This is a genomic window from Parasphingorhabdus sp. (assembly GCF_048267785.1).
In the GTDB taxonomy this organism is placed as follows: Bacteria; Pseudomonadota; Alphaproteobacteria; order Sphingomonadales; family Sphingomonadaceae; genus Parasphingorhabdus.
Window position 1 is genome coordinate 19,752 of sequence record NZ_JBLWWU010000021.1, and the last position, 25,148, is coordinate 44,899.

Here is a 25,148-nt window from a genome sequence, read left to right on the forward strand (position 1 = left end):
GGATCTCCTGCGAGTGGCTTATGCAATAAGAGACGCTGAAACAAGTTCAGCATGACGAAAGCAGTCTTTTACTCGCGCCAGCTTGTATCTTCGCGATCCACCAGCCGCACCATCGCGTCGAATTCCGGAACACCTTGTTTCATCGGATCAATCGAGGCCTGGGAGAGATTCTCAAGATGTTTCCGGATCACCTCTTCGCCGATCATCACCGGCTTGCCCATCGACAAGGTCTGCATCTGGATTTCGCAGGCGCGCTGCAACACCCAGTGGTTGAGGAATGCCTCTTCCAACGTCCGGCCCATGACCACCGGTCCGTGATTCTCCAGCATCATCATCCGTTTCTGGCCAAGGCTGGCAAGAAAGCGCGGGCCTTCGTCCTCATGTACCGTGATACCTTCGAACTTGTGATAGGCGAGGCGCGGGACGATTGCGGCGGCGTAGAAATTGATCGGCTGCAGGCCGCCTTCGACCGAGGATACCGCCATCGTTGCAGTGGTGTGGGTGTGGATGATCGCATGGACGTCGGGCAGTTCGCGGTGAAACAGGCTGTGCTGGGTAAAGCCGGCCTTGTTGACCGGATAGGCCGAGCCATCCAGCGTATTGCCGTCGATGTCGATCTTGACCAAGGTCGATGCCGTCACCTCGCTGAAATGAAGGCCATAGGGGTTGATGAGAAAGGCATCATCCTCGCCGGGCACTTTGAGCGTGATATGGTTGAAAATCATTTCGTCCCAGCCGAGATAGGCAAAAATCCGGTAGCAGGCGGCCAGCCGCTGGCGGGCTTTCCACTCTTCTTCGCTGCAACTGGACTGGATATTGATTGCGGTGGCCACTTTATCTCTCCTCGAATCGTCTGATTTGTTCTTATACCCACATCTTATAGCACAACGCCGAAAATACGAATGCACAGCGCTAGTCATTCGCGCAATAAGGCGTGGAAAAGCTTGCCTCGCAAAAGAGAAATTGGTAAGCGGCCCGAGATTGAAGCAGAGTGATTCTGCTGCAAACCCTTATTTATGGCTTTTTGAATATGCAGCCGGACCTGATTTTTCCGGCTTTGTTACAGTTTTGAACGGAGTTACTCAGTCTTATGCAAATCATGGTTCGCGATAATAATGTTGATCAGGCCCTTCGGGCGCTCAAGAAAAAATTGCAGCGTGAAGGCGTTTATCGCGAAATGAAGCTTCGTCGGCATTATGAAAAGCCATCCGAGAAGCGCGCTCGCGAAAAGGCTGCTGCTGTGCGCCGCGCTCGCAAGATGGACCGCAAGCGGATGGAACGCGACGGTCTGATTTAAGCGCTTCGGCACCACAACTACAAGGTAGCCTGCTCATGTCTGTCACGACGGTTCCGATTCATCCCATTAAAAAAGGCTCCCTGACCAAAATCTGGTTGGGTGTGGCGCTGATCGTGGCCGTCGCCTTCGGGCTGGCCTATTCCGGCACACAAAGTGCCGTTGTAGATGGCGCTACCAACGAACAGTTCCTTGCCGCCAATGGCGACAAGGATGGAGTCGAGACCACCGCATCCGGCCTGCAATATAAAGTCCTCAAGCCTGGCGAAGGGCCGTCACCGACAGCCACCGACACGGCGCTGGTCAAATATGAAGGCAAATTGCGCGACGGCACGGTGTTTGATGCCAACGAACAGGCACCGATGCCAGTTGGCGGCGTTGTACCCGGTTTCTCTGAAGCGTTGCAATTGATGCAAAAAGGCGGAGAATATCGGATATGGATCCCGTCCGAGCTCGCCTATGGCGAATCATCACCGAGCGACATGCTTCCGGCAAACAGCTTGCTTATCTTCGACGTGACTCTGCTTGACTTTATCTCTGCCGAGCAAATGGAAGAGTTGCGGCAGCAGATGCAGGCACAGGGCGTTCCTGGCGGACCGCCGCCAGCACAATAAGTCTCCGTACGTAAAATTGGTCGATCGCTACATCAGGAGCGTTCGGCTTGCGCGACTGCTTCCGATGCGCGTAGCGCCGACAATATCCGCATCAGATGATGGACATTGTGCACTTCCAGATCGACATCAAATGTATGAAACGGGCCGTCGCGGTGCGACAGGCGCAGGTTCAGGATATTGGCATTGTGAAAAGCGAAAATTCCCGCCATTTCAGCAAGCGTCCCTGGCTTATTGTGCACGACGACGCATAGCCGCGCCGCCGCGCCGTCACTTTCATTGTCCCAGCTGAGGTCGACCCAGTCCGCATCGACACCGTCGGCCAGGCTTTGACAATCAATCGTATGGACTTCGACATTTTCCCCGCTGCGGCGCAATCCGACAATCCTGTCTCCGGGGACAGGGTGGCAACATTCGGCAAGGTTGAAGGCAACACCCGGCGTGAGGCCCTTGATTGAGATCGCGCGATCCTGTTCCGGCCACTGCCGCTCGTCATCATTGTCGTTGACGCTGCCGGGCACGATTGCTTCCATCACTTCGCGGTCACTGAGCTGGCGCGTGCCGATGGCCATCATCAGGTCGTCCGTGTCCTCCATTTCCAGCCGTTTCAGTGCCGCCTTGACAGCACGGGGGCCGATCTTGCCAGGCAATCGTTCGATAATTTCTTCGTAAAGCTCGGTGCCGATCGCAATCATTTCGTCACGTTTCTTGAACCGGACGTTGCGACGGATCGCTGAGCGCGCCTTTCCGGTTATGACAAACGACAACCAGCCCGGCTGCGGTTCCTGTCCCTCCGACTTCAGGATTTCGACGACATCACCGTTCTGCAACTGGGTGCGCAATGGCACGTGCCGACCGTTGACCTTGGCGCCGACCGCTTGATTGCCAAGATCGGTATGTACGGCATAGGCGAAGTCGACCGTTGTTGCGCCTTTCGGCAGTTGCAGTAGCGTGCCTTTTGGCGTGAAAGCAAAAATCCGGTCCTGATACATTGCCAGCCGGGCGTGCTCGAGCAATTCCTCGGCGTCTTCCGCCTGGTCGAGAATCTCAATCAGATCGCGTATCCAGCCAGCCTGGCCGTCGGGCCGATCGCCTTGCTTATAGGCCCAATGCGCGGCGAGCCCATATTCATTGTCCTCGTGCATACGCCGGGAACGAATCTGGATTTCCACCCGCATATTATTGCCGTGCATCAGCGTCGTGTGGATCGACTGGTAACCGTTGCGCTTGGGTGTCGAGATATAGTCCTTGAACCTGCCGGGGACCATTTTCCATTTTTCGTGCAGAATGCCGAGCGCACGATAGCATTCGGCGCCATTGTCGGTGACCACCCTGAAGGCCATGATATCGGTTAGCTGTTCAAAACTGACATGCCGCTCCTGCATCTTGCGCCAGATCGAATAGGGATGTTTCTCCCGGCCACTGACTTCCGCCATCAGTCCGCCATTTTCGAGAGCCTTCTGGATCGATTTAGCGATTTTTTCGACCTGACCCTCATCCCCTTCTTTGATCGCCTGCAACCGTTTGGTGATGGTTTCATAAGCCTCGGGTTCCATGTGGCTGAAGGCCAGCAATTGCATCTCGCGCATATATTCATACATGCCGATCCGTTCCGCCAGGGGCGCATAAATATCCATGGTTTCATGCGCGATCCGAAGCCGCTTTTCCGGACTCTTGATGAAATGCAGCGTCCGCATATTGTGCAAACGGTCGGCAAGCTTGACCAGCAGGACGCGGATGTCATCGGACATGGCGAGCAGGAATTTTCGTAGATTCTCGGCGGCTCTTTCATTATCGGTCTGGGCTTCGATTTTGGAGAGCTTGGTTACACCGTCAACCAGACGGGCGATTTCCTCACCGAATAATTTGGCAATTTCTTCCTTTGTGGTGAGCGTATCTTCCACGGTGTCGTGGAGCAGGGCGGTAACAATCGTCTGCTGGTCCAGTTTAAGATCGGTCATCAGACCGGCGACTTCTATCGGGTGACTGAAATAGGGGTCGCCGCTGGCGCGTTTCTGACTGCCGTGCCGCTGTACCGAGAAAACATAGGCGCGGTTGATCAGATCTTCATCTGCATCGGGATCGTAGGATCGTACCCGTTCCACCAGTTCATATTGCCTGAGCATGATATCAAGATGGTGCGCTTTCGGGGCTGGGGCAACAAAAAAGAGCGCCGAAGCCTGCTCTTCTGTCCGGGGAACGGAACGGAGCAATGGCTTCGACGCTATGCCTGACCGGCGGGTACCAGTACACTGGCTGTCTTCGGGAGTGAGAACCGGTCAGATGGGATATTCAAATCAGTCGTTGCACTTTGCCAGTGCTTCGGCGTCAAACGCTTCGTCCTTATAGGCAAAGCTGGCAACCGGGCCGAATTTATCGGCGACTTTGGCGCAGATCGTTCGGGGTGAAGAGGTGCTTTGTCCACCAATACATTTGGTGCCAGAGCAGCGGATAACTGCCCCTTTTATAATTTCCTGCGCTGCTTCGACCGGTGCCTGCAATTCTGCAGTATAGGCGATAGCCGTACCGCGGGCTTCGGCAGTCGTTGCGGTAAACAGGGTGAGGGATGCCATTGCAGCCACGCAGAAGATCATAGAGGCGCGAAGCGGGTTTTGGGAGAGAAGCATGATGTTTCCTTTCAAGTCCGGCGTTATTTGCTCCATCTGCTGATGGGCGAGGGGAGAAAATTGTTGTTGCAATATAAGTTGCGAATCACTACTTATATTAATGGGTTTTAAGTTGCAACTAAAAACTTATATTTTTTTCGCACTCGTCGCCAAACTGGTTTAGGAATGGGGCCATGGATAAAATCAGAGAAGATCTATCGAGTCTGACGGGCGGGGAATGTAGCCTGCCGATGGCACTGGAAGTAATTGGCGAACGCTGGTGCTTCATGATATTGCGCGCAGCGCTTAATGGCATTGGACATTTTGAAGATTTTCTATCGGAAATTGGTATCGCACGGAACATATTGGCCAACCGGTTGACCCGTATGGTCGAAGCCGGGATCATGACTCGTCGTCCCTGTGATCATGATAAGCGGAAAGTCGAATATCGCCTGACCGACAAAGGTCAGGATCTGTTGCCGACAATGATCGCATTGCGGCAGTGGGGAGAACGCTGGCAGACCGGCGTTCCGTCCAACCCGGTCCTCTGCGATTCGCGTGATCGTCAACCAATCGGTCGGATCAGCATGCGGGCGCATGATGACCGAATTCTCGAAATGGATGATTTGTGCTGGATTGATGAATCAGAATTGAAATCCGATCCAGATGGCGGCTGCCGCGAAGACATCGTTGTTCGCCATCTGAAGGAAATTGGCGAGTCTTCAGCAGCCTGAAAACCCGATATGACGGACGTTATTCAGTCGCGTAGATGCTGTTTATCGGGCGTGCCATGATCCGGCGAACCATGGGTTCGAAAAATTCCAGCGGCGCCGTGTCATAATGGGCATCAAACGCGGTCTGATCATATTTTGCGCAGAATTCAGCACAATCTTCAAAATGTTCATGGCCACGATATTGTTCGCGCATGTCGCGGTCTTGGCCCAGATAGTGGAAAAAATAATAGCCTTGGAAAATTCCGTGCTTTTCCGTGATCCAGTGGTTCTTCTCGCTGACAAAAGGCTTCAGGATCGCCGCTGCGATATCGGGATGGTTATAGGTGCCGAGCGTATCGCCGATATCGTGCAGCAACGCCATCACGACATATTCCTCGTCCCGGCCGTCGCGGTGCGCACGGGTGGCGGTTTGCAGGCTATGCTGCATACGATCGATCGGAAAACCGCCAAAGTCGCCATCAAGCAGCCTCAAATGATCAAGCACACGGTCGGCGACCTTGCTGGCAAAAGAACCGAAATGGCCGCCAATAATCTGCCAGTCTTCCTGGGTGCCCTCTTCCATCGAGGGAAATTTAGCCCGGACTTCGTTGGGACCGCCCATCATACTCTCCTATGCCTTTTCTTGACCTCTAACCATTTTTCCCTATCCGGCAATGCCAATCACTTTGCATTTTCCGTCGGAAAAGTGCCGTTTGGTGCCTTATTTGCGCAAATGATAGGCGATTCTTCCCCAACCGGCAATGCCCCGCTATAGATAAGGTAATGGCCGTCATGGAAATTCGCCCCCAGCCGTTTTTTGGCAACAAAAACCGGGCATTCTGGAACCTGCAATCCGCAGGCTGGGCCGGTGCGCTCATATTGAGGGCAGTCGGGGGGATATCAAATGGATTGCCGCTGGGTTTTCTGGTGCCGGTCATTATTTCGACCATCACCGGCTACTCCATCTCCCTCCTTTTGTCGGTGGTTTACAAGAATCTGATTCATCGGCGCCCGATTGTGACATGGAGCAGTACCGCAGCGATATTGACCGTTGCCGCGGCGCTATATGCTTTTATCGACGCCTGGGTTTTCCTCATCCAGAACCCGACGTCGGAAACCGCCTTCGTCACACTGTTCCTGGGGTCGCTGTTTCTGGGCATCATGCTGCTTGGCGCCTGGTCGGCACTTTATTATGCGATTAATTTCTTTCTCCGGGTCGAGGAGCAAAATGATCAGTTGCTGCAGCTTGAGGCACAGGCCACCCGCGCGCAACTCGCGATGCTGCGCTACCAGCTCAATCCTCATTTTCTGTTCAATACGCTGAACAGCATTTCCACACTCGTGCTGCTCCGGCAGACCGAGCCAGCCAATGCCATGCTGTCACGCCTGTCCTCGTTCCTGCGCCATACATTGGTGAACGAGGTCCACAGCCGGGTGACTTTGGCGCAGGAGGTGGAAACTCTGCATCTCTATCTCGATATCGAAAAAATGCGATTCGAGGAACGACTGCGGCCCCATTTCGATATTGACCCTGCGGTGCGTGACGCGCTTTTACCATCACTGTTGCTCCAGCCGCTGGTTGAAAATGCGATCAAATATGCGGTTACGCCACAGGAGGAAGGTGCGGATATCTCGGTTTCCGCGCATCTCGAGGGGGACAAGCTGAAAATAACCGTGTCGGATACCGGACCCGGAAAAATGGGTGCGACGACCGGTAAATCTGATTCGACCGGCGTCGGTCTCGGAAATATTCAGGAGCGATTAAACCAGGCTTACGGAGAAGCGGCTATATTCGAAACGCGTTCGTCGCCTGGTGAGGGCTTTTCGGTATTCATCGCTTTGCCATTTGAGACAAGAGAACAGATCGAGCGGGAAGCGGCGGATGATTCGACAACAGACGAACAAGTGAGAAACGAGACAATTTTTGGGGAGCATGCATCCAGCGATGACCATCAGCGGGAGCCGGCGATTACACCGGCGATGGCATCATTTCAGCATAAGGATTTAAAAACATGACGATCAAAACGATATTAGTCGACGACGAAAAACTTGCGATTCAGGGCCTTCAGATCCGGCTGGAAAAATTTGACGATATCGAGATTGTCGACACTTGTCGCAATGGTCGCGAAGCGATTCGCAAAATCAAGACGTTGAAGCCCGATCTGGTATTTCTCGATATCCAGATGCCGGGATTTGACGGTTTTTCGGTGGTCCAGGGAATCATGGAGATCGAACCGCCATTGTTCATTTTTGTGACCGCCTATTCCGAACATGCCGTGCGTGCCTTCGAGGCCGAGGCGATCGATTATCTGGTTAAGCCGGTCGAGGAAGACCGGCTGGCCGATGCGATAGACCGGGTGCGCAAGCGCGTCCTGGAAAAACGTGGCGGTGCAGAACTCGAAAAGCTCAAAAATGTGCTCAGCGAAGTTGCGCCCGACGCCATGGCTAATATTGATGATTCCGAAGAACCCGCGTCGGCGAATCGCTATGAGAAGTTGATCAATGTGAAGGACCGGGGGCAGATTTTCCGCGTTGATGTCGACACGATCGAACGGATTGACGCGGCTGGCGATTATATGTGTATCTATACGGCAGATAATAGTCTGATCCTGCGAGAGACGATGAAGGATCTGGAAAAACGTCTGGATCCGCGTCATTTTCAACGGGTGCATCGCTCTACCATTGTCAATCTGAGCCAGGTTCGCGAAGTGAAACCGCATACCAATGGTGAATGTTTCCTGGTTCTGGGATCAGGCGCGCAGGTCAAGGTCAGTCGCAGTTACCGTGACGTTGTGGCGCGTTTTGTGCATTAGCCGTTAGCCGCGGCGCCCCCGGAAAAAGTCCGTGAGCAGTTTCGCCGATAGTTTTTCTTCCAGCCCGGCATATACCTCGGGCTTGTGGTGGCAGGTGGGGGATTCAAAAAAGCGGACGCCATTATCCACCGCTCCGCCCTTGGGATCACCAGCGCTATAATAGAGCCGACGAATGCGGGCATGGGCAATCGCGCCGGCGCACATGGTGCAGGGCTCCAGCGTGACCCACAGATCGCAATCGTCGAGCCGGTCATTGTCAAGAAACCGTGTTGCTTCGCGAATCGCAACGATTTCGGCATGGGCGGTCGGATCCTGGTCGATACGGGTGCGATTATGGCCGCGTCCGATAATGTCTCCGTTTCGTATGACAACCGCGCCGACCGGCACTTCGCCAATCGCCAATGCTTGGTTGGCCAAGGCCAGAGCCGCCTCCATATACGATGTATAATTTGCCAGAGCCATCGGCTGCGCCTAGCGGGATTGATGTTAAAAGGCCAGATCGGGCATCGGACAAGGAAAAGCGCCGTAGTGCTTGACGCCCTGCCGGTTTGTGGTTATCCGGTCCCACTTTCCCGCTGGGAATCACTCAATAACAAGAAATTGGACTTTTACGATGTCGCGGATTTGCGAACTGACAGGTAAGACTCGGCTGGTAGGCAATAATGTGTCGCACGCCAAAAACCGGACCAAGAAAACATTTTTGCCCAATCTGCAAAATGTCACTCTTTTGTCTGATACGCTCGGCAAGGGCGTGAAACTGCGTGTTTCGACCCACGGCCTGCGGTCTGTGGAACATGTTGGTGGTCTGGACAACTGGTTGTTGAAAACATCCGACGACAAGTTGAGCCAACGCGTGAAGCGCCTGAAAAAAGAAATTGCGAAAAAGCAGGTTGCTACCGCCTAAGCGGTTAATCTGATTCGAACGTTGAAAAGCCGGGGCTTGCTCCGGCTTTTTCGTTTTTTCGTTCCAGATTCGGTTCTTTCCGAGAGACTTTTCCCTTCAGCAGCCGGAATTTGAATAGCAGGGATTCTTGCAGCGCGATGAAATTGTCATCCGACGCAATCCAGACTATTGTCTGGTCCGCGTCGTGCGTGACGGCCAATGCTTCCATATTATCGACCTTTAGCGGTGACTTCAGGGTTGCGATCGGTACCGATGTCGCGATCTTTTCCGGCTGGAAATCCCGTAACTGGGCGATTGAGACTATTGCTGAAAGGCCGCCAAAAGGCGTGAAACGCCGGTGTAAAAGCAATGCCGACTTGTCATCAAGCAGTGCCGCATCCGTCAAATGATAGCCCTTCGGTGGCTGATAGCCAAAACGGACAGGTTTGCTGGACGGTTCGGCCGGGTCGGCGGCAAAAATGAGTGCCTGATAGCCACCTTCCGAATATTCTGCCGCCTCCGAGAAAACCAGAAAACGCCCATCGGGCAGATGTAGCATCGCCTCTGCACCCCCATTTTCCGGCCAATTTTTTGCGGCTGCAGGATAATGCGCGGCTTCTTTGCGCGCGAGGGATGGACCGTAGCGCCAGATACTGTGCTGATGCTCGTAACCCACCCAAAACTGGCCGGTTTCTGGATCGTGCAGGAAGGATTCGGAATCCCAATTCTGTCGCGCAAATGCATTTGGTTTGGCCGGACCGTCTGGGAGTGGCGCAATGAACGGACGAATCGCCAGATTCTTGTCCTCATCCAATGTAAATCCGAACAGGCTTCCGTTGTCGCTGAGCATCAGAAAACGGTTGTCGGCCAAAGCAACCATGGATGATATGCCTCCGAATGCGGCATTGTCGCTGGTGATTGTCCAGCCACCGAGAAATTCGAGGCGACCGACCCTGGTGCGGACGGGGTTCTTCGCGTCAATCAATACCGGTTGGAGCGAGATATACTGGCTTTCATTTGGCACGGGCATGGGGCCGCGCACATAGGTGACGGGCACGAGGAAAAAGAAGAGCGAAATACAAGCCAGAAAGCGGAGCATGACATCGCGCATAACCGATTCGCTTCTCCAAACAAATTCTATTGTGGACGCTCGGGCGCGACCTGCGCTAGACGCCGGACAATCAGTCAGGAAAGCGCGAAAATGAAAAAAATCTATGTCGATGCCGATGCCGCTCTCGACGGCCTTTTGTTTGATGACATGCATCTTTGTGTGGGTGGTTTTGGACTCTGCGGGATTCCGGAACGGTTGATCGATGCGATCCAGAAGGATGGGGTCAAGGGGCTGACGATTGCTTCGAACAACGCGGGCATCGACAATGAAGGTCTGGGCAAGTTGCTCCGGTCGCGTCAGGTAAAGAAAATGATCTCTTCCTATGTTGGCGAGAATAAGGAATTTGAACGGCAGTTTCTTTCCGGCGAACTGGAGGTAGAATTTTGTCCGCAGGGGACCTTGGCGGAACGGTGTCGTGCCGGTGGAGCGGGTATCCCGGGATTCTATACCAAGACCGGTGTCGGAACGCAGGTTGCCGAAGGCAAAGAGCACAAGGATTTCGATGGCCAAACCTATATTCTCGAGCGCGGTATTTATGCAGATCTCTGCCTGATCAAGGGCTGGAAGGCGGATAAGGCGGGCAATCTGATGTTCCGCAAAACCGCTCGTAATTTCAACGCGCCGATGGCGACCGCCGGCAAGATTTGTGTCGCCGAGGTCGAGGAAATTGTCGAAGTCGGCGAACTGGATCCAGATTGCATCCACTTGCCGGGCATATATGTCAAACGGCTGATCAACGGCGCGCCTTATAACAAGAAAATCGAATTCCGCATGACCCGGGAGCGTGAAGACGCCTAATGGTCCGGCTGCGCCTGTCTTTGGCCGGTCTGGCCATTTTGCCGATGCTGTCCGGTTGCGTCGCGGCATTGCTGCCGCTCGCGGCTCTGGGAACGATGGGCAAGCAACAGATTGATCGCGCCGCGGCGAAGCGCGAAATGGTTGCGTCCGGCGCAATTGATCTTGCGATGCCCTTGGGCAAGGTCACAGTCGGCTCCGATATTGACGCGACTGCCAGCTTTCCTGCGGCGGACAAGGCGTTCTCCGGAAAGGGGGGCGCTTTCGAGATAACCGAGGCCGATCTTGGCGGGGACGCGGCGGATTATATTTCCCAATTCTATCGGCCGCCGGGTTCCAATGCTTCTCCCTATGCCGGATTTGCGGCCCATGCTCTGAAGCAATCGGCGAGGCTGGAAGCGGGAGAGGGCGTCGAATCGGTAGTTTTGATTCCGCGGGTTAACATTTTCAAGCCGAAAACCATCGCGTGCGAGGGTAAGCCATTGGCTGTGGCCATTGATCTCGACGACACAAACGGCGGCGACTGGACAAAAGCGGAGACGCTGTACCGGCAAAATGGTCTGATCGAAGTGCTGAACAGCCTGCATGCGGCTGAAATCAGCGTGATTTGGTTATCCGATCAACCGGTTGCAGCATCCGAGAAAATTTCGGCGATTTTGAATGAAGCCGGTTTTTCACAATCCGAATCGGATGATTTCCTTTTCCTGGATCGTGGCGGGGAGGATCGAAAACAGGTCCGGCGCTGGGATGCTGCGCGCAATTATTGCATTGTCGCGATCGCGGGGGATGACCGCGCAGATTTTGACGAGCTCTATGATTATTTGCGGGATCCCGATGGGGCGGTCACGCTGGAGAAAATGTTCGATAACGGCTGGTTTGTGACACCGCCTCCTCTCGTGGAAGCGAACGAAGCAGCAAATGTAATACCGGTTGAGAAAGAAGGATAAATATGCCCTGGACTCGTGATGAAATGGCCGCTCGGGCTGCTCAGGAACTACAAGACGGCTATTATGTGAATCTCGGGATTGGCATTCCGACACTGGTCGCCAACCATATTCCGGACGGGGTTGAAGTTACCCTGCAAAGCGAGAACGGGATGCTCGGTATCGGACCATTTCCCTATGAGGATGAAATAGACCCCGACCTGATCAACGCCGGCAAGCAGACGATCAGCGAACTTCCCTCATCGAGCTATTTCGGTAGCGCAGACAGCTTTGCGATGATCCGTGGCGGCCATATTGATCTGACTGTATTGGGCGCAATGGAAGTCGCGGAAAACGGGGATATCGCGAACTGGATGATCCCTGGCAAGATGATCAAGGGCATGGGCGGTGCGATGGATCTGGTTGCGGGTGTGAAGAAAATCATCGTCGTCATGGATCATTGCGCGAAGGACGGCAGTCCCAAGTTCATTCCAGCATGTACCTTGCCGCTGACCGGTACCAATGTTGTCGACATGATTATTACCGATCTCGCCGTTTTCAAGCGGGACGATCATGACAGTCCGTTCAAGCTGATTGAACTGGCTCCCGGGGTTAGCGCAGATGAAGTGGCGGCGAAAACCACTGCTGCTTATGAAATAGCCTTATAGAATATTGCCGGTGAAAAAATATCTGACTTTGCTGTTCGGGCTGGCGGCATTGTTGCTCGTCGGCTGGTATGGCTATCGCGGGCTTGTCGAACAGCAAAGCGGGTTTCCGCTACCGCCCCTGAAGGCAGCGGAAGTTGAAAAGAGGCTGCCAACCCGCCCCGACGACTGGAAGGGGAAAATTGATTATCACGGACTCGACCGTCAATTTGCGGCGTTTGCGGCGCGACCGGAAATGGCGGGCTTGGCGGTTGCCATTGTCGAGAATGGTGATCTCCGCTTTGTCGGCACCTACGGCGTAACGGATAAAAGCACCGGAGAGCGGGTGATCCCGCAAACGATATTTCGCTGGGCTTCAATATCAAAAGGTGTGGCAGGTTCGCTTGCCGCAAAATTGTCGGAAGAAGGCAGGCTTGATCTCAACGCACCGCTTAACAGCTGGCCGTCGTCGCTCAGACTTCCCGGCGGGGCAGAGTCACGGATAACGCTGGCGCAGCTTCTGTCGCACCAGACCGGTCTGACCAAGAATGCTTATGATCGCAAGCTGGAGGATGGCGAAAATCCCGTACAGCTCCGCGCGCAGCTTGCGACAGCACCACTGCAATGCGTGCCGGGCACCTGTCACAGTTATCAGAATATCGCTTTTGATGCGGTGAGTGAGATATTGGAAATGACAGCCGGAACGACCTATTCCGATGCAGTGCAAAAGCAGTTATTTGAACCGCTCGGCATGAAAAGTGCTCAATTCGGTATGGCGGGACTCACGGGCTCGCCAAGCTGGGCGCGACCGCATCACGGTGCCGAGGTGCGGATCCCGGTGGAATCCTACTGGCGCATTCCCGCCGCCGCTGGCGTCAGCAGCGATATTCTTGACATGACACGCTGGCTGCGCGCGCAAATGGGCGAGAATGAAGACATCCTGTCGGTCCCCACACTGGCACTGGCCCATACGCCGTTGGTCAGAACCGGACGCGTCTATGGCGGTGACCTTGCCCGCGCGCTTGCCGAGCCGTCCTACGGACTGGGCTGGCGGAGCTTCACCTATGCCGGCCGGCAACTGGTCGGCCATAGCGGTGCGGTGGATGGGTTCCGTTCGACGATGATATTTGATCCGGTAGCACGGACGGGTGTTGTGGCGATGTGGAACAGCGGTTGGGGCCGGCCCTTCCGGGTTCCCTTTGCTGTGCTCGACAGTTTTTATGGTCAGACGGGCAATGATTGGCTCGATCTGTCGGACCTACCGCAACCTGAAGTGCCTGTGGTTCCGGCGTCTTAATCGAACAGATTGCGGCTGGCGGCGATAGCGCGATGTGCCCATGATTTTGCATCTTGTACCGCAGAACCGGCGAAGTCAGGAACTTCTATGTCGATATCGACATGCGGACCGAGCAGGGCGACCAGTTTTTTCAGCGGAAAGACCCCTTCGCCAGGGATCATCCGGTTCATCGCTTCGTCGAGATAATCGTCTGAGCGGCGGCAGTCCGGGCCATCGCATAATTGTGCATAGCCAATAATATCGGGGGCCACGGCCTGCAGTTGATCGAGTGTACCGCCGGTTCGGAACAGATGGAGCGCATCGATCGCGATGGTCAGATTGGACTGGTCCATGCGATCATGCAGTGCAACTGCGCGCGTCAGGCTGTTGCAGCCAGCGGCAAAACCGGTGAATTCCAGACCAACTTCCAGACCGTGGTCGCGTGCCATGGCGCATAATTTTTCCAACTGATCCCGAGCACGCTGGGGGTCGGTTTCGTGGATATGGGTGACGATGCGCCTGGCCTGCAATTCTGCGGCGAGAGCGACGGCAGGGAGATAGACCGAAACGTCACATTCCGCCATCACCGGAAAATATTCGGCATTAATGACCTGCACATCAAGGTCGTTCAGCAATGTTGTGAAGAATGAAACCTCTGCCGGACGAATAGTGGGGAACATATCCCGGCCATGGCCATCCACCGGTGTAGCCGTGAAGAGGCAGACCCGGTCAAGCCCGGCCCCGGCGGCGAAGCGGACCAGACCTTCCGTTCCGCCGTCCATCATTGTGATCTGGTGCAATGCTAGCTTTTGCATGGATCGACCCTAGAACAGTAGTGCGATACCATGCGACCCGATTTAAGCTCGCGGGGCTAGTCAATATGCTAGGCTGTATGACTCGTTCCCGTCACTATGTATTCCGGTCATGGCTGATCGCAGAATCGCGCAAAGAGGATGATAATATGACGGAAGATGAAGTAATTTCCATCGCGGATGTGGTGCGGTTTCAGGCGCAGGAACAGCCGGATGCCGTGGTATTCATCTATGAAGATGACGAGATGACCTACGCCCGTCTGGATGAGGGCAGCAATCGGGCGGCGCAGGCGCTGGCTTCAAAGGGTGTCAGCAAGGGCGACCGGATCGCCTATATGGGCAAGAATAGTCATCTCTATTTCGAAATATTGGTCGGTGCGGCCAAGCTCGGCGCGGTCATGGTGCCGGTCAACTGGCGACTGGCTCCGCCCGAGGTTGCCTATATCCTGAACGATAGTCAGGCGAAAATCCTGTTTGTCGGTCCCGGTTTCGATGATCTGGCTGGTGAGATTGGAGCGGATCTCGATCATGTGGAATTGATATTGGGTAGCGAGAAAGCGGAAGGCGAATTCCCCGGCTATCCGTCCTGGCGGGATGAATTTGATGCCAAGGACCCGATGATCGCTTGCGCCGAAGACGATGACGCGTTGCAACTCTACACATCAGGCACCACGGGGCACCCCAAGGGGGCAATCATGACCAGCGGATCGATCTTTTCTTCGCGCAGTTCCGGCGTCACTGAAGACGAGTTGATGGACTGGCAAAAACCGATCCCGGGCGAAATTACACTTCTCGCCATGCCCTGTTTTCATATCAGCGGTACCGGTACCGGGCTGGGCGTGATGTACACTGGCGGCAGCGCTATCGTTCTGCCCGAATATGATCCGACCCAGGCGCTCGATCTGATCGAACAATATAATATTTCCAAAATCTTCATGGTTCCGGCGGCGATCCAGATATTGCTCAATCATCCACGCGCCAGGGATGTCGATTTTTCCAATCTCAAATATATCACTTATGGCGCGTCGCCGATCCCGCTCGAGCTGATGAAGCAGGCGATGGACGTGCTTGGCTGCGGTTTTGTCCAGATGTACGGCATGACCGAAACATCGGGGACGATCACCACGCTCAACCCCGAAGACCATGACGTGAACGGCAACGAGAAGATGCGCTCGGTCGGTACGCCTCTGCCCGGCGTCGAGATCAAGATCATCGATCCGGAAACCGGGGAAACCCTGCCACCATACACGATCGGCGAAATCGCGACCCGGTCGGCCAAGAATATGAAAGGCTATTGGAACCGCCCCGAAGCCACTGCCGAAACGATTGACGCCGACGGCTGGCTGCGCACCGGAGATGCCGGTTCGCTCGACGAGGACGGCTATCTCTATATCCAGGACCGGCTCAAGGACATGATCATTTCCGGCGGAGAAAATGTCTATCCGGCGGAAGTCGAGAACGCGCTTTATGCCAATCCCAAGGTTGCCGATGTCGCCGTGATCGGGGTACCGGACGAAAAATGGGGCGAGGCGGTGAAGGCCTGCGTGGTTGTCAAGGCCGGTCAGGAACTGACCGAAGCGGAACTGATTGCCGACGCCCGTCAACGTATTGCCGGCTATAAATGTCCGAAGTCGATTGATTTCATCGACGCTCTGCCGCGTAATCCTTCGGGCAAGATCTTGCGCAAGGACCTGCGCGCGCCTTATTGGGAAGGCAAGGACCGGGCGGTTAACTGATCGATAGCATTTTATAGTTGAGACTTAACCGTTCGCCCTGAGCCTGTCGAAGGGCACTGCTCATCGAGAGGTGCTTCGACAAGCTCAGCACGAACGGTATTTGGACGAGGGCGAATGGTTATGACAGAATTGGTGCTGCGGGAAGACCGGGATGGCTGGGCGCTGTTAACGCTGAACCGCCCGGACAAGCTCAATTCCTTGACGGTTGCGATGTTTAGGGAATTGCGGGATCATGTTTCCGATTTGCGCAAGGACGACAGCATCGGCTGTGTTGTCCTGCGCGGCGCAGGGAAATGTTTTTCGGCGGGTCATGATCTGGGCGATATTGCCGAAGGCGAGGCGGTGCCATCGCGCGGCTGGCATTCGGAAACATTGCGGATGCTGGAAAAACTGCCCAAGCCGGTGATCGCTGCCGTACACGGTCATTGCTATACCGGCGCGCTCGAGGTGGCTCTGGCGGCGGATTTCATTCTCGCGGCGGATAGCGCGCGATTCGGCGACACCCATGCGAAATGGGCGCTGACCCCGGTCTGGGGCATGAGCCAGCGTCTGCCGCGACGAGTTGGCATTGCCACCGCCAAACGGCTGATGTTTACCGCCGACATGATCAATGCCGAGGAAGCGGTGCGCATCGGACTGGCGGAGTATGCTGTGCCACTCACGCGATTTGACGCGGAGATTGAGGCACTGGCGAAGAAGATTGTTGCCAATTCCGGATTTTCCCATGCCGCGAACAAGCGGCTGCTGGAGGCAACCGACGGCGGTCCGCTTGACGCCGGGCTGCAATGGGAAGTGATGGAATCGGAAGGCCATGGCCCCGATATGCATGAGCGGATCGGGGCTTTTACGAGCAAGGGGAAGTGATGGGGAGATGATCCGCTTGTTTTCGGCGTCTATATTGTTCTGAAAGCGGACTCCAGCTCTGGCACTCGCTCGAAATTCGTTTAGAATTGGCAGCATGATTTCCCAACCATGATTCATGCCTCTGGCCAGCGAGACCCAAATGAATAGCAATCCCTTTTATCCGATCGGAATACCGGGCCAAGCTTGGGGCGAGTATGAACGGAAACAATGGCGAGCCAGACAGTCCGTTCAACGCCGGTATGCCGAGGACGTGGTGCCGCGGATCGAGGCAATGGCTGACCAATTTGATATCGTCACATATGGTCAACTCGACTACGCTGACGATATCTATTCACTCTTCGCTCTGCGGAACGCGCCTCACGACCCGGCTCTGCCCACAGCGCTCGTAACCGGCGGCGTCCATGGATATGAAACGAGCGGAATAATGGGCGCGCTTGAATTTCTGGAAAAGCACGCAGCCAATTATGCTGGAAAATTTAATCTTCTGGTAGCACCTTGCGTGAGCCCCTGGGCCTATGAACGCGTGAATCGATGGAATTACAACGCACTGGATCCCAATCGCAATTTCAAACCAGATAGCGAAGTGGCTGAGTGCGCCGCATTGATGGCATTGGTTGCCGCGCAGAACCGACCGTTCCTTCTGCATATCGATCTGCATGAAACAACCGATAGCGACGAGACCGAGTTTCGTCCTGCCCTGGCCGCGCGAGACGGCAATAGCTATGTGCCGGGTGCGATCCCTGATGGCTTCTATCTGGTTGACGATAGCGAGAATCCGCAACCTGCTTTCCAGCAGTCGATCATTGCTGCGGTCGAACGGGTAACCCATATCGCTCCGCCGGATGAGAATAATATGATTATAGGCTCACCCGTAGTCGCGCACGGCGTGATCGAATATCCGCAAGCCAAATATGCCATGTGTGGTGCCATTACAAACGCCCGGTTCAGGACGACGACGGAAGTCTATCCGGATAGCGCGCGCGTGACGCCCCGCGAGTGTAACAATGTGCAAGTGACTGCTGTTTGCGCGGCTCTGGATTTTGCCCTCGCTTATATGTGAGCCGACCGCAATATTGGCTGCAGTGGATCGCCAATTAATCAGCCATCTATGCGGGGGCACCGGGCGTGGAGATGGGATTGTCTGATTCTGTGGTCAGGAGCGCGCCTACAGAGGCTATGACTATACAGCCGATAGCAAGCCATTGGAGGCCGCCGAGTTGCTCATGGAGAATGAACATGCCTGCGATCGCCCCTATGGCCGGTTCCGCAGACAGCATGACGCCAAAGGTCCGCTCCGGGATGTGACGCAGGGCAATCATCTCCAGTGAATAAGGCAAGGCGCTGGATAGCAGAGCCACACCCAGAGCCAAAAACAGGACGGATGGCAACAGCAGGGCTGTGCCGGCGCTGATGATGCCGAAGGGCAGGATGACAATAGCGGCGGTGCTCATGCCCAGCGCCACTGACTGCCCTGCATGCATGTGCGACAGGCCTTTGCCGAAAATAATATACAATGCCCAGAACAGACCCGCTGCGGCCGCGAAAGCCACACCCACGGGATCCAGCGCGTGTATGCCGCCGCGGAGCGGGAGCAAAAGTCCCAGGCCTGTCACGGCACAGCCAACCCAGAGAAAATGGATCCAGCGCCGCGCATGAATTAACGCCAGAGCCAACGGTCCGGCAAATTCAATCGCGATAGCCGGTCCAAGCGGAATGGTGCGCAGCGACAGGTAGAATGTAAGATTCATAAGCCCCAGTACGAGCCCGTATAAGAGCACACGGCCAGCATCGGTCCGGTTCAGCCTGAAGCGCCAGGGTCGCCAGACGCAGACCAATATCAGGGCCGACAGGCTGACCCGCAGAGCCGACGTTCCCTCCGCGCCAATCAGCGGAAATAACTGTTTTGCAAAGGAGGTCCCAACCGACAGGGACACCATCCCCCCAAACAGGGCGAGATAAGGCATGGCTGCCCAAAGCGCCGGGGTTCGGGTGATCTTTGATGGTGGGGAAGACATGGGGCGAGCTATAATGCGCTTTGGATCGCTTGCATCATAAAATCATCGGGTGAACCATCACAATGATGGCTTTATGTTAGGTAGCCCTGTCAGCGGGAGTGACCGCAAATGGGGCTTATGCCCCCGGTCGTGATCAGAATCCTTCCAAAGGGCAGATCAAGCTTCCCCCTCCCGATGGAGGGGGAAGCTTTTCAGTTTAGAATTGCACGCGTTTGGTAAAGCCACCATCGATGACCAGATGCGCGCCGGTGGTGTAGCTGGATGCCGGGCTGGCGAGAAAGACGACGCCGCGGGCGACATCATCGGCGGTGCCGAAATCACCCAGTGCAAAACCGGCTTTGGTGGCTTCGTAAAATTCCGGCATGCCCTTTTCGATCTGGGACCAGTTGCCGCCCGGGAATTTGATCGGACCGGGGGAGACCATGTTGACGCGGATACCCTTGGGGCCGAGTGACTGGCTGAGCTGGCTGCCGAAGGTGATCAGCGCGGCTTTCATCGCGTTGAATGCCTGTGGTGCAACAAAGGTTTCGAACGCTGCCGTCGATGACATGAAGATCACGCTGCCGTCATCGGATTTTTCCAGATGGGGTTCAAGAACTTCCATTGCCTTGACCGCGCCGAGGATGTCGGTGTTGAAGGTGACTTCCCAGTCACCGGTCGCACCGGCACCAGAAGAGCTGACATTGTGGATGAAAATGTCGCAGCCACCGAGATCGCCAGCGGCTTTTTCAAGCCATTTTGCATAGCCGTCGAGATCGGTCATATCGAGGGCATCGGCGATCACCTTGCCGCCATGGGCTTCGAGTTCCTTTTTCGCGGTCGCGACCTGATCGGCATTGCGCGAGAAGAAGGCGACATCAGCGCCTTCTGCAGCAAAATGTTCCAGCGCCGCGCGCCCGAGTCCGCGGCTTCCGCCGGTGAGAATGACTTTTTTGCCCTTGAGTCCTAAATCCATTGTAGTCTCCTTTGTGTTTCGTGAAATCGGGGTTAGAATTTTGCTATGGCCGGTTCGCAGCTCCAGCCGATGCCGCGCCGCAGCAGGTCATAGATGATCGGCTGCTGCCAGCCGGACCGGTCCACTTCCGGCCACCAGTCGAGCACCGGCTCCATATCATAATGGCCGCGGCAGTGACCCATGGTCAGATACAGTACCGCGCCTTTACCCATCCGGCGGATATAGAAGACCGGATGACGGCTCTTCGGAATGTCACTATGGACGAAACCGCTGATATCATCCGTACCATTATATTCCGTGTCGAGAAGGACATCGAGTTCGGCGCGGGTCTCGACCAGATATTGCTCGTCGACGGTTTCAAAGCTCGGGATACCCTTGACCAGCGGATGATCGGGCTGGGCATTGTCGACCGTGAACGGAATGATCGGCGGATGGGACAGGAATCGCGTGCCGAGCGTGTCGGCAAAGACCGGCATTTCATCCGGTGCATCAACCAGGCCGTTTTCCAGAAAACGCAGGACCGAGTTCGTGCCATGCAGGGCAAAATAGCGGCCACCGCCATTGACGAAATCCTGAATATTCTTTTGGGCTGCCTCGCTGGGCTGCAGGTCGCAGGTATAGCTGACCAGAAAATCTGCGTTCTTGATCGCTTCGAGATTTTCATAATCCTCGAACACCCGAACCCGGATGCGGTCATCCTCGGCGAGCAGTTTCATCACTTCGAGCCGGGCATAGTCAATGTCATGATATTTGCCGGCGGCAACTAACACACATTTGATCGGCTTCTGGTCGGGGCGGCGTTCGGGCGCTTCGCTCATCTAGTCTTTTCCTATCACGGGGTTTGTCTTTCCATCCCAGTCGAGATGCATCTGGCGCATGGCAGCAAAGCCATCACGGCCGGGCTGTGGGATTTGCAGATATTCGATGATCGTGCCGGGGCCGCCGCCATAATCGGCGTAAAAGGCGCCACCGACACCGCCGGGCAGGCTGACTTCCTGAATCACTTCGCCGCCGGCTTCGTTGGTCAGCGCGCGGGCATGAGCGAGATCCTCAACGATCACGCACAGGTGTTGAACGCCTTGCAGGCCTTTTTCCCGCCAGTCCTTGAACATCGACGGTGCATCATTATCCGGACGGATCAGTTCAACCTGAACATCGCCCCAATAGCCGATTGCCATCGAAAACTGGATATCGGACGGCTCGCCGCGATATTTGACATTTTCCACCTCGACTTTCTCCGTGTGGAAAAACGGGCCGGCGCCCATTTTCTGCGTCCAGTAATCGAGCGCCGCATCATAATCATCCGGCACATAGCTGATCTGCATAATCGTGCCGAGCTTGGCGAGAGAGGCTGGTTTCTCGCTCATTCGCTGTCCTGCCAGACTTTGGAGGAGGGACGCTGTCCAATCCGGTCGACAAATTTTGCGAGATTGTCCGTGTCTTCAGGCAGTGACCAGCCCACCGTATAGCCAAACTGGATATAACAATAGGCGATGAGATCGGCCATGGTGAATTTGTTCTGGCATATATAATCTTTGCCGGCGAGCTGGCCATCCAGCCATTTCCAGCGATTGTCCGACATGCGCGACAAATCAGCCGCACCTTCCGGACCGACGACATCTATCCGAGGCTCGAACATCGGCCGACCGGCCCCGCCGCGAAAGCCAAGGGTCATCGGAACCGCGATTTCCAGATCAATCCGCCGGGTCCACATCCGGACTTCCGCACGTTGCCGGGAGGTTGATCCGATCAATGCCGGATCGGGATGGGTTTCTTCCAGATATTCCGCGATCGCCATGATCTCGCTCAACATGAAACCATCGTCCAGTTCGAGCACCGGAGTGGTTCCGAGTATGTTTTTGTCGGAAAATTCCGGCTGTCGGTTCTCTGCCGTCAAGATATCGATATGAATGCGTTCTATATCCAGACCCTTTTCGAGGATGAACATGCGCACAAAGCGAGGATTGGGACCAAGGCTGGAATAAAGCTTCACTTGAAAAATCTCCTTTGGGGCGGATTCGCTTCCGTCTCTATCTTATGCAAAGATACACAGGTAATCGTCGAGGACTAACCTCTCAAAAACAACAGGCGATGCTGCCAGAATCACTAGTGGTGAAGGCGTTCCATTGCGCTATTTTGATTCGAGAAGAAGCATTTAGTTTTCAGGAGAAGATGATGGTCGAGACGTTAACCGGACATAATCGGTCGAACGGTATTTCCTACACCGAATTACTGGAAGGCGACAAAGTCGCGCCCCCTGCTGTCTATCTTGAAGAATCACCGATGGAGCCAGGCGTCACGACGGTTGAGGTCAGCCGCTACTGGACCAAGGAAGAGCATGACCGGGAAGTCGAACGACTTTGGAAACGCGTCTGGCAAATGGCTTGCCACAAGGATGATATAAAAAATGTCGGTGACACCTATGTCTACGATATTGCAGAGCTTTCCTTTCTGGTCGTCCGGGTTTCCGAAGATGAGATCAAGGCGTTCCCGAACAGCTGTATGCACCGGGGGCGCGCCATTTGCGACCATCATAAAAAAGGACAGAAAGCACTGCGCTGCCCGTTCCATGGCTGGTCCTGGGAACTGGATGGGAAATTGAAAGAAGTGCCGTGCCAGTGGGATTTCCCATCGGTGAGCGAAGAAACCCATAGTTTGAAGGAAATCAGCGTCGGCGAATGGGGCGGTTTCGTGTTCATCAACCCGGACCCTGATTGCGAACCTCTGGAGGATTTCCTCGGGGATATCGACCGCCATTTCCAGGTTCCATTCGAACGGCGTTTCAAGGCGGCGCATATGATCAAACGGTTGCCCTGCAATTGGAAAATTGCTCAGGAAGCCTTTATGGAATCCTATCACGTGGTCGGCACCCATCCGGAGTTGATGCCGGCATTCGCCGATGCGAATAGCAAATATGATGTCTGGCATAACTTGTCCCGCGCCATGTCTGCACACGGCCAACCAAGCCCGCATACCGATCTTGCCAATCCCGATCCGACGGCTTTTCCCGATCAGAAAGCGTTCCAAAGCTTTGTGCATCCGATCAGCCATCATAAATTTGAACGGCTGGAGGAGAATCGCGTCAAAGTTACCTTGCCAAATGGCAAGAGCGGAATTTTCGATATGGAAGCCAGATATATCGAAGGCGATGTGACGTCGGCCGATCCCCATATGTGCAACTGGATTGGTGGTAAGATTGCCCCCGATGATGAAAATATGCCGATGGTCTATACCGATGTTTCTGCACATGCATTGCGGGACGAGGCGGCGCAGGCTCGGCGCGAGGAAATGCGGCCTGTTTGGGGGGATGTGGTCGACCAAATCAGCGATGCTGATCTTGTTGATGCCATTTTCTACAGCGTTTTCCCGAATATCAGCCCTTGGGCAGATTTTAATCCGATCTTCTACCGGTTCCGGCCTGATGGTGATAATCCGGAGCAATCCCTGCATGAGGTGATGTTCATGGTCGCGTTGCCCGAAGGCGCGGAACGGCCTGAGCCAGCAAAATGTACGTTCCTTGATCTGGATGACGATTATACTCAGGCGACGGAGTTCGGCAGTTATCTGAACAAGATATTCAACCAGGATTATCTCAATCACAAGGCAATGCAAAAAGGGATAAAAAGCCAGCCAAATGGCGTCGCGCTGTTTGCGCAATATCAGGAATCAAAGCTCCGGCATTTTCATGAGACGCTCAACTTGTGGCTGGATTCCGAAGAGGCACCGAAAAGCCCCAAAAAGGCGGTTGCCTGACGTTGGAAGACATTCCGGCAGGTTTTGAACGGGCGAAATTTTCCAACCCGTTCCTCGACATGGCTGGCCCTTATTATGTCCGATCCGATGAAGAAGGTATCGTCGTCGGGGCGCGGATTCATAAGGGCCAGATCAATCATATTGATGTGGCGCATGGCGGTGTGCTCGGGACACTTGCTGACGTAGCGCTGAGTCTCCAGGTTCATGAATCCGAACGACCGCGCCTGCCGGTCGCGACAATGAACCTGAATACCAATTATCTTTCCGCCGCACGGCTCGGTGACTGGGTCGAAGCCTATGCGAATATCGACAGGATCAGTAAGCGAACCGCTTATTGCAGTGGGCGGATTATCTGCGGTGATCAGATCTTGATGACGATGAGCGCGGTTTTTGCGATCTTGCGGAAATAATATACTTGCCGTTGCAGGATCGCCGTTAGTCCGTCGCGCCCAGATAGCCCAATTGACCGGCCTTGAAGATCGTCTGTCCGCGATTGACGCTATTCAGCTTTTGTCCTGCCCGATTGACGTGATAGCGGATTGTTGCATGGCTGAGCGACAGGATCATGCTGATCTCCTTGTCGGTCTTGCCGATTGCGGCCCAGTGCAGGCATTCCGCTTCGCGTTTGGACAGGATGCAATTGGCCGGCATACGGTGCTTTTCGCGCATGGCGAGAACATAGCCGGTAACGAAACGACTGGTGACAATCCCAAAAAAATCGGAATAGAGCCGATAGGCTTCGGTTAGATCGGATATGCCATGTTCAAGCGTCGAGAAGCTGACCGCCGCTATCTGCCCGAATGGCAGATGTACCGGAATCAGGATGTGGGATTTAGACGTCATGGACTGCGCGTAAAAATCCTTCAGATCAATCTTGTCGAGATATTCATTTGGCCAGTGTCCGTGGAATCCATCGGCGTTGCACCAGATCGGCTCGCTCTCGTAGCGGCAGGCTCTGGGCAGGGGAGAACTGAGTGCGAGACGGGTGTCTTCCCACCAGCGTTCGCCTTCGGCTATCCAGCCGAACACATCCTTGTTGATCAGATTTCCCTCGGCATCTACGAGATGCGCCTTGGAAGAAATATCCGCCGAAACCGCAATTCGAAATCCGTAGGATTGCGCGATTTTGTGCATAGCTTCGGCGGCAGGCCGTATCTCAGCCGGATTGGTAATGGTGACGCTGCCTACATTTTCCCGAAATTTTTTCCGACCAATTTCGGGAATCTCGGCGATAAAATTTGCGGTCATCCCACTCTACTCCTTGCGACGCTTATTCTAATTAGTGCGCCATATGTCGCGATGTTTGGTTTTGCAGTCAACCAAACATTCCTGATAATAATGATA

General features: G+C 54.8%; 28 protein-coding genes. 15 read left to right on the top strand and 13 right to left on the bottom strand.

Translation table 11 applies throughout. The features are described 5' to 3' along the window. Positions 1-68: 68 nt before the first annotated feature. Positions 69-833: a class II aldolase/adducin family protein gene (locus ACN0VD_RS14890; protein WP_417595643.1), complete on the bottom strand. Its 765-nt coding sequence runs from the start codon at positions 831-833 to the stop codon at positions 69-71. A gap of 257 nt (positions 834-1,090) precedes the next feature. On the opposite strand from ACN0VD_RS14890, the gene rpsU reads away from it, so the two are divergent. Both rpsU and ACN0VD_RS14900 read left to right on the top strand, forming a co-directional pair. Continuing rightward, positions 1,091-1,297 (top strand): 30S ribosomal protein S21, encoded by a 207-nt coding sequence (gene rpsU / locus ACN0VD_RS14895; RefSeq protein WP_067197663.1) that lies wholly within the window; start codon positions 1,091-1,093, stop codon positions 1,295-1,297. 35 nt (positions 1,298-1,332) lie between these two features. Next, positions 1,333-1,908 (top strand): FKBP-type peptidyl-prolyl cis-trans isomerase, encoded by a 576-nt coding sequence (locus ACN0VD_RS14900; protein WP_417595645.1) that lies wholly within the window; start codon positions 1,333-1,335, stop codon positions 1,906-1,908. A gap of 32 nt (positions 1,909-1,940) precedes the next feature. Here ACN0VD_RS14900 and ACN0VD_RS14905 read toward each other — a convergent pair whose 3' ends face one another. Beyond that, positions 1,941-4,031, bottom strand: coding sequence for a RelA/SpoT family protein (locus ACN0VD_RS14905; RefSeq protein ID WP_417595734.1), 2,091 nt, complete (start codon positions 4,029-4,031; stop codon positions 1,941-1,943). 171 nt (positions 4,032-4,202) lie between these two features. Beyond that, positions 4,203-4,532 carry a CC_3452 family protein gene (locus ACN0VD_RS14910; RefSeq protein WP_417595646.1) on the bottom strand — a complete coding sequence of 110 codons (330 nt, stop codon included), beginning with the start codon at positions 4,530-4,532 and terminating at the stop codon, positions 4,203-4,205. A gap of 173 nt (positions 4,533-4,705) precedes the next feature. On the opposite strand from ACN0VD_RS14910, the gene ACN0VD_RS14915 reads away from it, so the two are divergent. Next, positions 4,706-5,245, top strand: coding sequence for a winged helix-turn-helix transcriptional regulator (locus tag ACN0VD_RS14915; RefSeq protein WP_417595648.1), 540 nt, complete (start codon positions 4,706-4,708; stop codon positions 5,243-5,245). Positions 5,246-5,264: 19 nt separating this feature from the next. Here ACN0VD_RS14915 and ACN0VD_RS14920 read toward each other — a convergent pair whose 3' ends face one another. Continuing rightward, entirely contained in the window at positions 5,265-5,849 is a 585-nt protein-coding gene (locus tag ACN0VD_RS14920) for an HD domain-containing protein (protein ID WP_417595650.1), read from the bottom strand. A 158-nt stretch (positions 5,850-6,007) separates the two neighbouring features. Here ACN0VD_RS14920 and ACN0VD_RS14925 point away from each other — a divergent pair, with 158 nt between their 5' ends. Continuing rightward, positions 6,008-7,240 (top strand): sensor histidine kinase, encoded by a 1,233-nt coding sequence (locus ACN0VD_RS14925; protein ID WP_417595652.1) that lies wholly within the window; start codon positions 6,008-6,010, stop codon positions 7,238-7,240. Continuing rightward, complete coding sequence (locus ACN0VD_RS14930; RefSeq protein WP_417595653.1) at positions 7,237-8,037, top strand: LytR/AlgR family response regulator transcription factor; 801 nt, start codon at positions 7,237-7,239, stop codon at positions 8,035-8,037. Before ACN0VD_RS14925 ends, ACN0VD_RS14930 begins: the two co-directional genes overlap by 4 nt. Positions 8,038-8,040: 3 nt before the next feature. Here ACN0VD_RS14930 and ACN0VD_RS14935 read toward each other — a convergent pair whose 3' ends face one another. Then, positions 8,041-8,499 carry a nucleoside deaminase gene (locus ACN0VD_RS14935; RefSeq protein WP_417595654.1) on the bottom strand — a complete coding sequence of 153 codons (459 nt, stop codon included), beginning with the start codon at positions 8,497-8,499 and terminating at the stop codon, positions 8,041-8,043. 151 nt (positions 8,500-8,650) lie between these two features. Here ACN0VD_RS14935 and rpmB point away from each other — a divergent pair, with 151 nt between their 5' ends. Further along, entirely contained in the window at positions 8,651-8,941 is a 291-nt protein-coding gene (gene rpmB, locus ACN0VD_RS14940; protein WP_417595656.1) for a 50S ribosomal protein L28, read from the top strand. Positions 8,942-8,945: 4 nt separating this feature from the next. Here the strand turns inward: rpmB and ACN0VD_RS14945 are convergent, their stop codons facing one another. Next, positions 8,946-10,031 (bottom strand): esterase-like activity of phytase family protein, encoded by a 1,086-nt coding sequence (locus ACN0VD_RS14945; RefSeq protein WP_417595658.1) that lies wholly within the window; start codon positions 10,029-10,031, stop codon positions 8,946-8,948. Between the two features lie 90 nt (positions 10,032-10,121). Between ACN0VD_RS14945 and ACN0VD_RS14950 the strand changes: the two genes are divergently transcribed. Genes ACN0VD_RS14950 through ACN0VD_RS14965 form a run of 4 tightly spaced genes read left to right on the top strand, consistent with a single transcriptional unit; the run spans position 10,122 to position 13,690 of the window. Beyond that, positions 10,122-10,829, top strand: a complete 708-nt coding sequence (locus ACN0VD_RS14950; RefSeq protein ID WP_417595660.1) for a CoA transferase subunit A — start codon at positions 10,122-10,124, stop codon at positions 10,827-10,829. Further along, complete coding sequence (locus ACN0VD_RS14955; RefSeq protein ID WP_417595662.1) at positions 10,829-11,773, top strand: hypothetical protein; 945 nt, start codon at positions 10,829-10,831, stop codon at positions 11,771-11,773. Before ACN0VD_RS14950 ends, ACN0VD_RS14955 begins: the two co-directional genes overlap by 1 nt. A 2-nt stretch (positions 11,774-11,775) precedes the next feature. Beyond that, the gene (locus ACN0VD_RS14960; RefSeq protein WP_417595664.1) at positions 11,776-12,417 is read left to right on the top strand and encodes a CoA transferase subunit B; all 642 of its coding nucleotides are present in this window, start codon (positions 11,776-11,778) and stop codon (positions 12,415-12,417) included. Positions 12,418-12,427: 10 nt separating this feature from the next. Continuing rightward, positions 12,428-13,690 carry a serine hydrolase domain-containing protein gene (locus ACN0VD_RS14965; protein WP_417595666.1) on the top strand — a complete coding sequence of 421 codons (1,263 nt, stop codon included), beginning with the start codon at positions 12,428-12,430 and terminating at the stop codon, positions 13,688-13,690. Here the strand turns inward: ACN0VD_RS14965 and ACN0VD_RS14970 are convergent. After that, on the bottom strand, positions 13,687-14,484 hold the full coding sequence (locus ACN0VD_RS14970) for a sugar phosphate isomerase/epimerase family protein (RefSeq protein ID WP_417595668.1): 798 nt from the start codon (positions 14,482-14,484) through the stop codon (positions 13,687-13,689). The two genes, ACN0VD_RS14965 and ACN0VD_RS14970, sit on opposite strands and share 4 nt — an antisense overlap. A 146-nt stretch (positions 14,485-14,630) precedes the next feature. Here ACN0VD_RS14970 and ACN0VD_RS14975 point away from each other — a divergent pair, with 146 nt between their 5' ends. From ACN0VD_RS14975 to ACN0VD_RS14985, 3 genes are all read left to right on the top strand, one after another. Further along, complete coding sequence (locus ACN0VD_RS14975) at positions 14,631-16,217, top strand: fatty acid--CoA ligase (protein WP_417595670.1); 1,587 nt, start codon at positions 14,631-14,633, stop codon at positions 16,215-16,217. A gap of 120 nt (positions 16,218-16,337) precedes the next feature. Continuing rightward, positions 16,338-17,081: an enoyl-CoA hydratase/isomerase family protein gene (locus ACN0VD_RS14980; RefSeq protein ID WP_417595672.1), complete on the top strand. Its 744-nt coding sequence runs from the start codon at positions 16,338-16,340 to the stop codon at positions 17,079-17,081. 271 nt (positions 17,082-17,352) lie between these two features. Next, positions 17,353-18,141 (top strand): M14 family metallocarboxypeptidase, encoded by a 789-nt coding sequence (locus ACN0VD_RS14985; RefSeq protein ID WP_417595674.1) that lies wholly within the window; start codon positions 17,353-17,355, stop codon positions 18,139-18,141. A gap of 46 nt (positions 18,142-18,187) precedes the next feature. Here the strand turns inward: ACN0VD_RS14985 and ACN0VD_RS14990 are convergent, their stop codons facing one another. From ACN0VD_RS14990 to ACN0VD_RS15010, 5 genes are all read right to left on the bottom strand, one after another. After that, positions 18,188-19,096 (bottom strand): EamA family transporter, encoded by a 909-nt coding sequence (locus ACN0VD_RS14990; RefSeq protein WP_417595676.1) that lies wholly within the window; start codon positions 19,094-19,096, stop codon positions 18,188-18,190. A gap of 196 nt (positions 19,097-19,292) precedes the next feature. Beyond that, complete coding sequence (locus ACN0VD_RS14995; RefSeq protein WP_417595678.1) at positions 19,293-20,051, bottom strand: SDR family NAD(P)-dependent oxidoreductase; 759 nt, start codon at positions 20,049-20,051, stop codon at positions 19,293-19,295. Positions 20,052-20,083: 32 nt separating this feature from the next. Beyond that, complete coding sequence (locus ACN0VD_RS15000) at positions 20,084-20,869, bottom strand: ThuA domain-containing protein (RefSeq protein ID WP_417595680.1); 786 nt, start codon at positions 20,867-20,869, stop codon at positions 20,084-20,086. Continuing rightward, a complete protein-coding gene (locus ACN0VD_RS15005; protein ID WP_417595682.1) occupies positions 20,870-21,418 on the bottom strand; it encodes a VOC family protein in 549 nt (182 codons plus the stop codon). It lies immediately after the preceding gene. After that, complete coding sequence (locus ACN0VD_RS15010) at positions 21,415-22,044, bottom strand: glutathione S-transferase family protein (protein ID WP_417595684.1); 630 nt, start codon at positions 22,042-22,044, stop codon at positions 21,415-21,417. Before ACN0VD_RS15010 ends, ACN0VD_RS15005 begins: the two co-directional genes overlap by 4 nt. A 182-nt stretch (positions 22,045-22,226) precedes the next feature. Between ACN0VD_RS15010 and ACN0VD_RS15015 the strand changes: the two genes are divergently transcribed. Next, complete coding sequence (locus ACN0VD_RS15015; protein WP_417595686.1) at positions 22,227-23,804, top strand: aromatic ring-hydroxylating oxygenase subunit alpha; 1,578 nt, start codon at positions 22,227-22,229, stop codon at positions 23,802-23,804. A 2-nt stretch (positions 23,805-23,806) separates the two neighbouring features. Continuing rightward, positions 23,807-24,214 (top strand): PaaI family thioesterase, encoded by a 408-nt coding sequence (locus ACN0VD_RS15020; RefSeq protein ID WP_417595688.1) that lies wholly within the window; start codon positions 23,807-23,809, stop codon positions 24,212-24,214. A gap of 25 nt (positions 24,215-24,239) precedes the next feature. Here the strand turns inward: ACN0VD_RS15020 and ACN0VD_RS15025 are convergent, their stop codons facing one another. Further along, positions 24,240-25,052, bottom strand: a complete 813-nt coding sequence (locus tag ACN0VD_RS15025; RefSeq protein ID WP_417595690.1) for a helix-turn-helix domain-containing protein — start codon at positions 25,050-25,052, stop codon at positions 24,240-24,242. Positions 25,053-25,148: the final 96 nt, after the last annotated feature.

Coding starts and splice junctions, on each gene's coding strand:
- rpsU (WP_067197663.1), top strand. CDS start 1,091: ATGCAAATCATGGTTCGCGATAATAATGTTGATCAGGCCCTTCGGGCG.
- ACN0VD_RS14900 (WP_417595645.1), top strand. CDS start 1,333: ATGTCTGTCACGACGGTTCCGATTCATCCCATTAAAAAAGGCTCCCTG.
- ACN0VD_RS14905 (WP_417595734.1), bottom strand. CDS start 4,031: ATGCTCAGGCAATATGAACTGGTGGAACGGGTACGATCCTACGATCCC.
- ACN0VD_RS14910 (WP_417595646.1), bottom strand. CDS start 4,532: ATGCTTCTCTCCCAAAACCCGCTTCGCGCCTCTATGATCTTCTGCGTG.
- ACN0VD_RS14915 (WP_417595648.1), top strand. CDS start 4,706: ATGGATAAAATCAGAGAAGATCTATCGAGTCTGACGGGCGGGGAATGT.
- ACN0VD_RS14920 (WP_417595650.1), bottom strand. CDS start 5,849: ATGATGGGCGGTCCCAACGAAGTCCGGGCTAAATTTCCCTCGATGGAA.
- ACN0VD_RS14925 (WP_417595652.1), top strand. CDS start 6,008: ATGGCCGTCATGGAAATTCGCCCCCAGCCGTTTTTTGGCAACAAAAAC.
- ACN0VD_RS14930 (WP_417595653.1), top strand. CDS start 7,237: ATGACGATCAAAACGATATTAGTCGACGACGAAAAACTTGCGATTCAG.
- ACN0VD_RS14935 (WP_417595654.1), bottom strand. CDS start 8,499: ATGGCTCTGGCAAATTATACATCGTATATGGAGGCGGCTCTGGCCTTG.
- rpmB (WP_417595656.1), top strand. CDS start 8,651: ATGTCGCGGATTTGCGAACTGACAGGTAAGACTCGGCTGGTAGGCAAT.
- ACN0VD_RS14945 (WP_417595658.1), bottom strand. CDS start 10,031: ATGCGCGATGTCATGCTCCGCTTTCTGGCTTGTATTTCGCTCTTCTTT.
- ACN0VD_RS14950 (WP_417595660.1), top strand. CDS start 10,122: ATGAAAAAAATCTATGTCGATGCCGATGCCGCTCTCGACGGCCTTTTG.
- ACN0VD_RS14955 (WP_417595662.1), top strand. CDS start 10,829: ATGGTCCGGCTGCGCCTGTCTTTGGCCGGTCTGGCCATTTTGCCGATG.
- ACN0VD_RS14960 (WP_417595664.1), top strand. CDS start 11,776: ATGCCCTGGACTCGTGATGAAATGGCCGCTCGGGCTGCTCAGGAACTA.
- ACN0VD_RS14970 (WP_417595668.1), bottom strand. CDS start 14,484: ATGCAAAAGCTAGCATTGCACCAGATCACAATGATGGACGGCGGAACG.
- ACN0VD_RS14975 (WP_417595670.1), top strand. CDS start 14,631: ATGACGGAAGATGAAGTAATTTCCATCGCGGATGTGGTGCGGTTTCAG.
- ACN0VD_RS14980 (WP_417595672.1), top strand. CDS start 16,338: ATGACAGAATTGGTGCTGCGGGAAGACCGGGATGGCTGGGCGCTGTTA.
- ACN0VD_RS14985 (WP_417595674.1), top strand. CDS start 17,353: ATGGCTGACCAATTTGATATCGTCACATATGGTCAACTCGACTACGCT.
- ACN0VD_RS14990 (WP_417595676.1), bottom strand. CDS start 19,096: ATGTCTTCCCCACCATCAAAGATCACCCGAACCCCGGCGCTTTGGGCA.
- ACN0VD_RS14995 (WP_417595678.1), bottom strand. CDS start 20,051: ATGGATTTAGGACTCAAGGGCAAAAAAGTCATTCTCACCGGCGGAAGC.
- ACN0VD_RS15000 (WP_417595680.1), bottom strand. CDS start 20,869: ATGAGCGAAGCGCCCGAACGCCGCCCCGACCAGAAGCCGATCAAATGT.
- ACN0VD_RS15005 (WP_417595682.1), bottom strand. CDS start 21,418: ATGAGCGAGAAACCAGCCTCTCTCGCCAAGCTCGGCACGATTATGCAG.
- ACN0VD_RS15015 (WP_417595686.1), top strand. CDS start 22,227: ATGGTCGAGACGTTAACCGGACATAATCGGTCGAACGGTATTTCCTAC.
- ACN0VD_RS15025 (WP_417595690.1), bottom strand. CDS start 25,052: ATGACCGCAAATTTTATCGCCGAGATTCCCGAAATTGGTCGGAAAAAA.